Raw genomic sequence first — 12,580 nt, forward strand, 5'->3', positions numbered from 1 at the left:
TAACAAATACTTTTAATATTCCATTTGTTCATGTGGAATAAGTCCCCAATGGACAAATGAATGTTCAGAGGAGGAAAAATGAAAAAACTTTTTAATGTATGTTTAATTGTATTCGTACTATTTTCGCAACTTGCTAGTTTTCCATACAATCAAGTAAGAGCGGAAACCTTAACAGGAGATTCCTTATTTGACACTGTTGAAATGAAAGATGCGACGAATCATATTATTGACGAAGCAAAAAATCCTAACAATTTAATAAAGATAGGATCAACCATTCAAGTAGAATACGCTTGGTCAATAAAGGATCAACAAGTTGCACACGCAAATGATACAGCAGTAGTTCAAATACCACTTGCATTAAAAGTATCTAAAGATTTGCAAGGGGATTTAGTAACAGATCAAAAAAATATTGGTCAATATTTTATAACAGCTAAAGATAATAAATTAAAATTAATATTTAATGATCAAGTAGAAAATTTGAAAGACGCTAAAGGAAAAATTAAAGTTGATACCGTGTTTAACTCAACTTTAAAAACTGGGGAAAAATCAGTTCAAATCGCTTTTCCTTTAGGAACAATGGTTCAGCCTATATCAGTTCCTGTTCAAGTAGAAAACTCTAAAGAAGATGGCACCAAACAGGATACTAATAAACAAGCGCAAGATCCAGTAGCTAAACCTGTTACTGACAATCCGGAGCAAGATCCAGCAACTAAAACTGTTACTGATAATCCGGAACAAAACCCAGCAACTAAAACTGTTACCGATAATCCGAAACAAAACCCAGCAGCTAAAACTGCCACTGATAATCCGGAACAAAACCCAGCAGCTAAAACTGCCACTGATAATCTGGAACAAAACCCAGCAGCTAAAATTGCTACTGACAATCCAGAACAAAAGCTATCAAGCGGCCCTGCTGAGAATACAAATTCAGGTCCAAAGCAAATAACAACAAACATTTTAACCGGTGTAAAGTTGACGGATAAAGACGGAAAACCATTTACAGAGGATAACCGTCCAAGTACAGATTCCCCTGCCAATATTGAGTTTACATGGGAACTTTTAAAATCAATGAATGTGAAAAATGGAGATTACTATATTTTTGATCTTCCTAAACATTTTAAGATTTACAATACAATTAACAGTCCTTTATATGATAGTGAAAACCATCAAATTGGTAATTTTACTGTTACAAAAGATGGAAAAGTCACGATGACATTCAACGATTATGTTGAAGAGCATCCAGATGTTGCTGGTAACCTACAATTAAAGACAGAATTTAATAAAGCTGAAATTAAAGGTACAACAACACAAGAAATTCCTTTCCCGATTAAAGATAAGGATGTTTCTATTACAGTTGACTTTAAGCCTAATGTACAAACAGCTACGAATAAAAAAGGATTACCTGATAGACCAATTAATACAAATGAAATTAATTGGAAAGTAGAGATGAACAAAACGCAAGACACCCTTAAAAACGCTATTTTTAAAGATAACATTCCACAAGGTACAAACTTAAATAAAGATTCTATTAAAGTTTATTATTTAGAAGTTGATGTTAATGGGAATGTAACGCGTGGTGCAGAAGCTGAGCCAACAGATTACAATATTATTTCATCAGATGGTTCAAAATTGGAGATTGCTTTCAAAGATTCTATCAATAAAGCATATCAAATCGAATATGCCACAAAAGTTACTGATGAAAATATTAAAAGTTTCCGAAATAACGTTACGATAACGAGTGATAATCAAAAGCAACAAAACGCAAGCTCTACTGTAACGGTTTCTCGTGGTACACACTTAAATAAAACAAGTAAATATGATCCAAAGACGCAAACAATTGAGTGGACAATTACTTACAATGGTGATCAAAGAGAGATCAAAAAAGCAGATGCGATTTTAAAAGATATTTTTGACGATACACACGAACTAGATGCAAATTCTATTGTTGTAAAAAACGCTTCATATAATGAAAAAGGAACGCTTGTAACAGGAGACGCTGTTAATAATTACACTGTAAGTAACAAGAAGAATGGATTCGATTTACAGTTTAATGATGATATTAATAGTGCTTATGTGATTACCTATAAAACCAAGCCAACTAATAAAGTTATAGAAGATGGAAAAGTAAAAAATAAAGTTACAGCTGATAATGATTCAAGTAAAGAAAATGAAGCTAGCTTCAAGCAGCAAAATATTATTAAATCTAATAATAAAGCTGAAACAAATTATAAAGACAAAACAACAACTTGGACAATTATAGTAAATAATAACAACTATCCATTAAACAACGCGATTATTACGGACACCTTTGATCATGGTGGATTACAATTAAAAGATAAGAAACTAGAAATTAAAGACGGAAATTATACCCTTCAAGCTGGGACTGACTATGTTTTAGATGTAACAGATAAAGGCTTCAAAATCACTCTTATAGGTACGTATCAGTCTAATATGACAAAGACATTAGTCGTAAAATATACGACAGACTTTGATTATACAAAGCTAGAAAGTGGTAAAACTTCATTTAAAAATACAGGTAACCTTTCTTGGATAGATACGGATTCTAATCCACAATCAAATAAAGTTGAAGCTAATTTCGATCCTGATACTTTCACAAAGGCAAATGGTTATAAATACGGTTCTTATAACGCCCAAACGAAGGAAATTACTTGGATAATAGGCTTTAACTATAATAATGTCGAGATTAAAGATCCTTATGTTATAGACGTCATACAAGATAAACAAAAGTTAGTGCCTGGATCCATTGAAGTGCGCGATATGATTTTAAATGGAAATCCTGATAATGCACAACCTGGTAATGCTGTACCAACTGAGAAATATGAACTTGAAGAACCTACAGAGGAAAATAAAAACACCCTAAAGGTTCATTTCAAACAATCAATTAATTCACCTTACTATATTATCTTTAAAACAAGCCTTGATGGTGAACTTATCCAAGGCACCTACAAAAACGAGGCAGATTTAAAAGATGGCTCTAAAATTGTAAACACCCTTACAGGTGACACTCAAGTAAATAAAGGTGGCAGCTTCGTTACTAAAAAAGCTGTGCAAGACGACAACTATATTAATTGGAGTATCGCAATTAACGAAAGCCAATCAACCATTGCAGATGCCGTTGTAACAGATGATCCAACCGAAAATCAGGTAATTGTGGAAGATTCATTCCACTTATATCCTACAACTGTTGATCCATATGGAAATTTAACAAAAGATACAGTAAACGAATTAAAAGAAGGAACAGACTATAAACTCAAAATAACAACAGACAATAATACCGGAAAGCAACATTTCGAAATTGCCTTCTTGAAAAAAATTGATCGAGCTTATATTTTAGAATATCGCTCACTTATTAATGCATATGATAAAGAAAAAGTAAGTAATAAAGCGAAAATCACAGGCAATAAGTTGACAGTTAAAAACACAGAAACTACTGAAACGATTGAAGTGAGAATGTCTTCTGGTTCAGGCGGAGGATCTGCTACTAAAGGCCGTGGAAACCTTGAAATTATAAAGGTAGATAACGACAATAAGAACGCACTATTAGCTGGGGCAGAATTTACTTTATACGATCGTACAGGTAAAACTGTTATCCGTAAAATTACAACAGACAAAGACGGTATCGCTAAATTTAATAATTTGAAACGCGATAAATATTTATTAAAAGAAACAAAGGCTCCTGAAGGCTATGTAATTAGCTGGGATTTAAAACAAGGGAAAATTGTTGAACTTGGTACACAAGAGACTACAACATATAAACTTGCAAATAAGAAGTTTGTCGGTAAAGTAGTTTTAACAAAGTCTGATGACCTGAATAAAAACGTCACACTGCAAGGTGCCGTTTTCACACTACTTGATAAAGACAAAAAAATAATTTCAGAACACGAAAAATTAACAACAAATGATAAAGGACAAATTACTGTAGATAATTTAAAACCAGGAACTTACTATTTAAAAGAAATAAAGGCTCCTGAGCATTATCAATTAGATGATCGACTTATTGAATTTACAATCGAGGAAGATCAAACAACAGTAATTAATAAAACGGCCCAAAACAGCTTAATTAGAGGCTCAGCTATCCTAACAAAAGTTGATAAAGAGGGTAATACTTTAGAAGGTGCTGTATTTAGTGTACGGGACCAAAATAACAAAAGAATTCCTGGTTATACCAAATTAACGACAAATGGTAACGGACAAATCGAAGCGAAAAATTTACTTCCTGGAGAGTACCAATTTGTTGAAGAGAAAGCACCTGAACATTATGAAATAGATAAAAAACCGCTTAAATTTACAATTGATAAAAGCCAACAGAAAGCACTTACTGTTACCGCGACAAATCACCTCATTAAAGGTGGTGTCACTTTAACGAAAGTCGATGATGTCGATGGCACTGCCCTTGAAGGTGCTGTATTTAAAATTGTCGATGCGAATGACGAGAAACAAGTAATTCGTGAAAATATAAAAACAGGTTCAGATGGAAAAGTTACCGTTAAAGATCTAGAGCCTGGTGTTTATAAATTTATCGAAACAGAAGCTCCTAAGGATTATACGTTAAGTACAAACCCTATCGAGTTTACAATTGATAAAAGCCAACAAGCTCTTGCTACTGTTACGGCAAATAACAGCTTAAAAACGGGCGAAGTTGAATTATTAAAAGTTGATGAGTTTGGTGAGAAAAAACCACTTGAAGGTGCAGTATTCAAGCTTGTCGATACAAATAATAATGACGTTTCCCCTCACACTAACTTAACTACTGATAAACACGGTAAAGTTAAAGTTAGTAACCTACGTCCTGGTACGTATAAATTCATTGAAATAGCTGCTCCTGAACATTACGTTTTACGAGCAGAACCTATTGAATTTACAATCGATAGAAGTCAGAAAGAAACTCTACTTGTGAAAGCTGAAAATGCTTTAAAACCAGGAGATGTTGAATTAACAAAAGTTGATGATGTCGATGGTACAGCTCTTGAAGGTGCTGTATTTAAAATTGTTGATGCAAATGATGAAAAGAAAGTCATTCGCGAAAATATAAAAACTGGTGCGGATGGTAAAGCTATCGCTACTGGCTTACGCCCTGGCGATTATCAATTTATCGAAGTAACAGCACCGAAGTATTACGACAAAAATACAAAACCAATTAAATTTACGATTACAGAAAGTCAAACAACTCAGGCTACTGTTACCGCTAAAAACAGCTTAACAAAAGGCGGTATTGAGTTAACAAAAGTGAATGCTGCAGATGAAAAGGAAACACTTGAAGGTGCAGTATTTAAAATCGTTAATAGAGATACTAATGAAGATGTTCGTACGGACCTTGTTACGAATAGTAACGGAATGCTAGTTGTAGATGACTTACGTCCTGGTAACTATAAACTTATCGAAACAAAGGCTCCAACTTATTACGATGTAAATGTAGAACCAATTGAATTTACAATCGAAAAAGGACAACAAAAACTCCTTCCACTTACATTTAAAAATAGTTTAACGAAAGGAAAAGTTAAACTTATTAAAGAAGATGATGTGGAAAGTAGTAAAGCTCTTGCCGGCGCTGTATTCACATTGCAAGACGCAACTGGCAAAGAAATTATGAAAGATTTAACAACAGATGATCACGGAGTATTAGTTATTCCTGATTTAGCACCAGGGGATTATCAATTTATCGAAACAAAAGCCCCTGAACATTATAAATTAGACAAAACACCTATTAAGTTCACAATTAAAAAAGGTAGTAAGGAAGATCTTCCTATCCCTGTTACTGTAAAAAATAGTTTACTTACAGGTGGCGTCACTTTAACAAAAGTTGATGATGTTGATGGCACTACTCTTGAAGGTGCAGAATTTATAATCGTTGACGCTCATGATACTAAAAAGGTAATTAGAAAAGGTTTAACGACTGATAAAAACGGTAAAATTACTGCTTCTGATTTACGTCCTGGAGACTATCAATTTATTGAAGTAAAAGCTCCAAAAGACTATACCTTAAGCAAAGATCCTATTCCGTTCACTATCGAAAAAAGTCAAAAAGAGAATATTACTGTTACCGCTACTAACAGTTTAAAGAAAGGTGCAGTAACATTAACAAAAATTGATGACATCGATCGTACGATGCTCGAAGGTGCAATCTTTAAGATTGTTGATATGAATGGTAAGGAAGTTCATACGAATCTTGTTACTGATAAAAACGGAAAAATTTCTGTTTCTGATTTACACCCTGGAGACTATCAGTTCATTGAAACAAAAGCTCCTGAGCACTATGTATTAGATGAAACAACGATTCCATTTACAATTGAAAGAAGTCAAGCGAAAGAGATCAATGTTACAGGCAAAAATGCTTTGAAAAAAGGTAGCGTTGAACTAACAAAGATTGACGATATTGATATAAATACAAAACTTTCTAACGCCGTATTTAATTTATTAGATGCAGACGGTGAGCTAGTTGAAGAAGGCTTAAAAACAAATGCTGAAGGTAAAATTGTTGTTGAAAATCTACGTCCTGGTACGTATCAATTCGTTGAAACAATTGCTCCTGAACATTACGATTTAGATAAAAAATCTATCGTATTTACAATTAAAAAGAGCCAAACTGAAACTCTTCATATCACTGCTACAAATGCTTTAACAAAGGGTGCAGTTAAACTTTCTAAAGTAGACGATATTGATGGCACTGTTCTTAAAGATGCAGTATTTAAAATTGTTAATATGAACGGTGATGTAGTTCATAAAGACCTTGTTACAAATGAACAAGGAATAATCGAAATTAACGACCTACGTCCTGGTGATTACCAATTCATCGAAACGAAAGCTCCTAAGCATTACGTTTTAGATGAAACACCAATCAAATTCACTATTGAAAAAGGACAGAAGAAAGTTATTTCTTTAACTGCTACAAATAGCTTAAAACAAGGTAGTATCGAATTACTTAAAGTTGATGATTTAAACACTCAAACAAAACTTGCCGATGCGGTATTTAATTTACTAGATCAAGATGGCAAAGTACTTAAAACAGATTTAAAAACAAACAGTGAAGGTAAAATCGTTATCGAAAACTTACGTCCTGGTACGTATCAATTCGTTGAAATAACGGCTCCTGAACACTATGATTTAGACAAAAAACCAATTATATTTACAATTGAAAAAAGCCAAAAAGATATTGCTACCGTTACTATGAAAAATAGTTTAACAAAAGGCGGCGTAGAACTTTCTAAAGTGGATGACATCGATGGCACTACTCTTGAAGGCGCAGTATTTAAAATTGTGGATATGAATGGCACTGTAATTCGCAAAGATCTTGTTACCAATCAACAAGGTAAAATTAGCGTTTCTGACCTACGTCCTGGTGATTATCAATTCATCGAGACAACGGCTCCGAAACACTATGATTTAAACAAAGAGCCAATTCCTTTCACAATCACAAAGAGCCAAGCTGATCCTATCTCCGTTACAGCTACAAATAGCTTAACGAAAGGGACTGTGGAACTTTCTAAAGTAGATGATGTAGATGGTACTGCTCTTAAAGATGCGATATTTAAAATTACTGATATGAATGGTAACGACATTCGCACTGAACTTACAACAGATGTACATGGAAAAATTTCTGTTTCTGATTTACGTCCTGGGGACTATCAGTTTATTGAAACGAAAGCTCCTGAACACTATAAATTAGATAGTACACCTATTAAGTTTACAATTAAGAAAAGCCAAAAAGAAAAGCTCCAAGTTACTGCTACAAATAGCTTAACTGAGGGTGCTGTAGAATTAATAAAAGTGGATGATATAAATCCAGATACAAAACTTTCCGATGCAGTGTTTAACATCATCGATGCGAAAGGTAAAATTGTTCGCACTGATTTAACTACTGATAAAGATGGGAAGATTTCAGTTTCTGATTTACGTCCGGGAGATTATCAGTTCATTGAAACGAAAGCTCCAACTGGCTATGATTTAAACGTTAAACCAATTCCTTTTACAATTACGAAAGGACAATCTCAGGTTACCTCTGTTACAGCCTTAAATAGTTTAACAACAGGTTCAATTGAGTTAACTAAAGTTGATATTGATCACCACGGAACACTTGAAGGTGCCATTTTCAATATTTTAGACCAAGATGGAAAAGTCATCCGAGAAGGTTTAAAAACAGATCAACACGGAAAAGTAATCGTAAATGATTTGAAACCTGGTAATTATCAATTAGTAGAAACAAAGGCTCCTAAAGGCTATCAATTAGATGCATCACCAATAAACTTTACAATTGATAAAGCCCAAGCTAAGCCACTACAAATTACAGTTTCAAATAAAAAAATTGAATCTTCTTCAGGTGGAGATGACAAGCCAATTACTCCTCCAAATAAAGAAGATAACAAAGGCAATGAAACATCTGAGAAACACGAAAACGGAACTTCTGAAGAACAAAATAATGAAACACCTGAGAAACACGAAAACGGAACTTCCGAAGAAACATCGAATAAAACAGATAACAAACAGCAAGATGATCGAAATACGGATAAGCACCTTCCAAATACAGGTCATAAAGAAGACCCTACACAAACAGTAGGTATTGTTCTTCTACTAGCTGGATTATTAAGTATTTTAGCTACAAAACGCAAAAAAAATTATTAATAATTTTTTCACATCCAATCAATCTCTCAATTGATTGGATGTTTTTTTATACAAAAAGGACGATACATAAAGTATCGTCCTTTTAACGGGGTGAGGCTGCCCAAAAGTACGGAAAACCTTTGAACAGCCTCTTATTTTCATATGGATGCCTTACATATATCACTGATAATAATTATGAAATGCGGAAACATAATTACCATCAACTGATTCAAACATGAGAAATGAAACCCTACAGTGGTTCCATTCCTCTACATAATCTAAAGTTTGGGTACACTAGATTCATGCAATGTAGGAGCTTTCAGAGTAGAAAGCGAACCTTCGTTTAAAATGATAGCATACATATCTCCCTCAAAAATATGCAAATATGCATATATCGTTTTTTTATTTCTCAATGTCAGAATATTGAAAAATAAAAGGTGTGAAGGTAAAATAAAGTCATTATCCGTCTTCTTTTGTCAGTCAGAGAGAATAGAAGAATAGGAGAGGAAAAAATGAGAAAATCATTGAAACAAAAAATAGTAAGCTCTTTGCTTGCTGTATCACTTGCTGTTAGCTTAGCTCCAATTGGGCAAGCAAAAGCGGATTCCACGTCAGAGGTTACACAAACTCCATCTATTACAAAACAGATTGATCCAAACCGCGCGATTGAACATGTTCGTTTCTTATCTGAAACAATTGGTCCTCGCCCCGGTGGAACAAAATCCGAAGAATGGGCTTCTCGTTACATTGGTATGCAGCTTAAATCAATGGGCTATGAAGTAGAATATCAACCATTTCAGGTGCCCGATCAATACGTTGGATTCATTGAATCACCCCTATCAACAAAACGTAATTGGCAAGCTGGTGCTGCTCCTAATGCACTAATTTCTACAGAAGCTGTTACAGCTCCCCTTATCTTTGTTGAAGGTGGGACAAAATTAGAAGATATTCCAAATGAAGTAAACGGTAAAATTGTTTTATTTGAAAGAGGAACGACAGTTACCGACTATAATAAACAAGTTGAAAATGCTGTTAGCAAAGGTGCAAAAGGTGTTCTTTTATACAGTTTAATTGGCGGACGCGGAAATTATGGGCAAACTTTCAATCCTCGTTTAACGAAAAAACAATCTGTACCTGTATTTGGCCTTGCTTATGCGCAAGGAAATGCATTTAAAGAAGAAATTGCGAAAAAAGGAACTACAATCCTTTCTCTAAAGGCAAGACATGAATCTAAATTAACATCTCAAAATGTTATCGCAAAAAAGAAACCAAAAAAGAGTACAGGTAATGAAAAAGCAGTCGTTGTAAGTTCGCACTATGATAGTGTTGTCGGAGCACCTGGCGCAAATGATAATGCTTCTGGAACTGGATTAGTATTAGAACTAGCTCGTGCTTTTCAAAATGTAGAAACTGATAAAGAAATTCGCTTTATTACCTTTGGTTCTGAAGAAACTGGATTACTTGGTTCGGATTATTACGTGAATAGTCTATCCCAAAAAGAACGCGACCGTATTTTAGGTGTCTTTAACGCCGACATGGTTGCAACAAATTATGATAAAGCAAAGAATTTATACGCAATGACACCTGATGGCTCTACAAACTTTGTAACAGATGCTGCCTTGCAAGCAGGTAAACAACTAAATAATGACCTCGTCCTACAAGGTAAATTCGGTTCTAGTGATCATGTTCCATTTGCTGAAGCTGGTATTCCTGCTGCTCTATTTATTTGGATGGGTGTCGATAGTTGGAATCCATTAATCTATCATATTGAGAAGGTATACCATACACCTCAAGATAACGTATTAGAAAACATTTCACCTGAACGAATGAGAATGGCATTAGACGTTATCGGAACAGGAGTTTATAACTCGCTTCAAAAACCTGTTCCTCAAACTGAACAGAAAGCTGCTTAATCATTTAAAAGACCACTGATTTTATCAGTGGTCTTTTATTGAGAAAAAATATATATGCATAAAAGCATATTTTATCCTACCCATTATCGTATACAATATTAATTGTAACAAAACTGATTACAACTAATAAGGAGGCTTTTTCTATTATGAAAAAAATGATTTTAGCAGGTGCGTTAACTTTAGCAGGAATTACCGGCGCTACCGCGTTTATTCCTGAAACAAAAGTCGCTGCTGCCGCTCAAGAACAAAGCTTTACAAAATTTTATTCTTTGCAAACTGGAGGTAGTTCTGAACAAGAACCTGTTTTCCTTCAAAAGGGACAAGAGTTAACAATTCAACCTAACAGCAAAACTCCTAGTTACAGTGTTTATGACTCAAATCATAACCTTATTGGACGTTATTCTGATGGTTACGGCCGAATTTTCACTGCAAAAACAGATGGAAATATGTACGTTCAATTTCATGCACCTTACGTTTACTATAGTCCTGTTAGTTTTTCTGTTACTTATACTATTCAATAGAAAAGAGGTCCTTTATAGGACCCTTTTATTTCTCTTCCCAATTCACTTTTACAAATCCATCTTTTACTTTTAATCCGCTTATATTCAATACATATTCCTCATTTGCTTTTAAAGTAATTGTAAAAGTACCTTTTTTCGATTCACAAATTTCCTTTAACTCTTTTATACCTTCTCCTTGTCTTTCATACACACTAAAACATAAGTTTCCTCGTTTTGCATCTGTCTCATAAGAAAATGTCACTTCTGTATCCTTTTCATACTGAAATTCAATATCCTTACCGGCAATATCCCATGATGAGAATTTTGCCTCGTAACTTGTTTTCCCTTGCTTCTCATTTGCTAAATATATATATCCGGCTCTCCACGCATCATCTAACGTTTGTGCAAAAGTAAAACCACTAAGTAATACAAACATTGTGCTTGCCAATATCGCAACTAATGTTACTTTCTGTTTTTTAACAAAATTCACCTTACGTTCTCCTTCAACCTTCTTTTTACTTCTTCTTGCCATATATAATAAAAAACCAATAAAGAATGGTAATATAACTGCTAAAATACTCCATCCTTTGCTCATTTGATGTGCTTTAGCATCTGTATATACCCATGACCCAACACATATTAAAAGTGCTATAAAAGCCAAAAACATTGTAATCCCAGCTATCTCAAATACTACAAATGGATTAGCGAACTCTATCATGTAATTTATACTCCTTCTTTAAAAATGACTGTATTACAACATATATCGGAACGTATACGTGCATCATAATCACACTTGCTATCAGCATAGGAATTTTATGATCCAAATGAGTGATAAATTGTTCTATAACAATTGTTAACAAAACAATCCAAATGGCATGAATACTAATTAGCCACCTCTTCTCTAACTTCTGAGCCTTTCGCACACTCTGCTTCGTGTTATTGATTAGCTCTTCGCTTGGAATTATCTCTCCTGCTAAACTGCTCTTTATTTTCTGTTCAAATTTATCTTCCTTCATGAACGAACCCCTCCAAATGTTCTCGCATTTTCTTTTTCCCATAATTAAGCCGATACTTTACCGTACCAATCGGTATATTTAATATTTCACTCATTTCCTTGTAAGAATATTGTTCATAGTAATAGAGTACGAGTACCGTTTTATATTTTTCATTTAATAAATGTATAACTTCCCATATCATTTCCGCTTCTACCTTTTGAATGATTTCCTCTGATATATTCACATCATCTACAAACTCTACTTCTCCACCATCTTCTTTATGAAATAAATCTAATACGCGATCTTTCCATCTTTTCTTCTTGCGGTAAAAGTCATAAAATGTACAAACGCAAATTGTAGTAATCCACTTTTTATAATTATCCACATAAGAAAGTTGGTGCCTTGATGAAAAAACCTTTATCCACGTCTCTTGAAAAATATCTTCCGCATCTTCTTTCGTTTTCGCTAACTTATAGCATAAGGAATATATTTGCTTCTTATATATATCAATTAATTCTTCTATCTTTTCTTCCATCATACGCCTCCTGTCATTTAT

At 33.9% G+C, this 12,580-nt stretch carries 6 protein-coding genes; 3 read left to right on the plus strand and 3 right to left on the minus strand.

Features of this window, described 5'->3' with window-relative positions; translation table 11 throughout:
* The first annotated feature begins 78 nt into the window (after nt 1–78).
* From MHB52_RS27475 to MHB52_RS27485, 3 genes are all read left to right on the plus strand, one after another.
* On the plus strand, nt 79–8,637 hold the full coding sequence (locus MHB52_RS27475) for a SpaA isopeptide-forming pilin-related protein (RefSeq protein ID WP_061664285.1): 8,559 nt from the start codon (nt 79–81) through the stop codon (nt 8,635–8,637).
* Between the two features lie 491 nt (nt 8,638–9,128).
* On the plus strand, nt 9,129–10,529 hold the full coding sequence (locus MHB52_RS27480; RefSeq protein WP_016118952.1) for a M28 family metallopeptidase: 1,401 nt from the start codon (nt 9,129–9,131) through the stop codon (nt 10,527–10,529).
* A 146-nt stretch (nt 10,530–10,675) separates the two neighbouring features.
* The gene (locus tag MHB52_RS27485) at nt 10,676–11,050 is read left to right on the plus strand and encodes a hypothetical protein (protein WP_000738223.1); all 375 of its coding nucleotides are present in this window, start codon (nt 10,676–10,678) and stop codon (nt 11,048–11,050) included.
* Nucleotides 11,051–11,075: 25 nt separating this feature from the next.
* On the opposite strand, the gene MHB52_RS27490 is transcribed toward MHB52_RS27485, so the two are convergent.
* The 3 genes from MHB52_RS27490 to MHB52_RS27500 are packed head-to-tail and all read right to left on the minus strand — an operon-like array spanning nt 11,076 to nt 12,559.
* Nucleotides 11,076–11,747 carry a hypothetical protein gene (locus MHB52_RS27490; RefSeq protein WP_061664284.1) on the minus strand — a complete coding sequence of 224 codons (672 nt, stop codon included), beginning with the start codon at nt 11,745–11,747 and terminating at the stop codon, nt 11,076–11,078.
* Nucleotides 11,731–12,045 carry a hypothetical protein gene (locus MHB52_RS27495; RefSeq protein WP_016118954.1) on the minus strand — a complete coding sequence of 105 codons (315 nt, stop codon included), beginning with the start codon at nt 12,043–12,045 and terminating at the stop codon, nt 11,731–11,733. Before MHB52_RS27495 ends, MHB52_RS27490 begins: the two co-directional genes overlap by 17 nt.
* Nucleotides 12,032–12,559, minus strand: coding sequence for an RNA polymerase sigma factor (locus tag MHB52_RS27500; RefSeq protein ID WP_016118955.1), 528 nt, complete (start codon nt 12,557–12,559; stop codon nt 12,032–12,034). Before MHB52_RS27500 ends, MHB52_RS27495 begins: the two co-directional genes overlap by 14 nt.
* Nucleotides 12,560–12,580 lie beyond the last annotated feature (21 nt).

The organism is Bacillus sp. FSL K6-0073 (genome assembly GCF_038006085.1).
GTDB classification, from domain to species: Bacteria; Bacillota; Bacilli; order Bacillales; family Bacillaceae_G; genus Bacillus_A; species Bacillus_A cereus.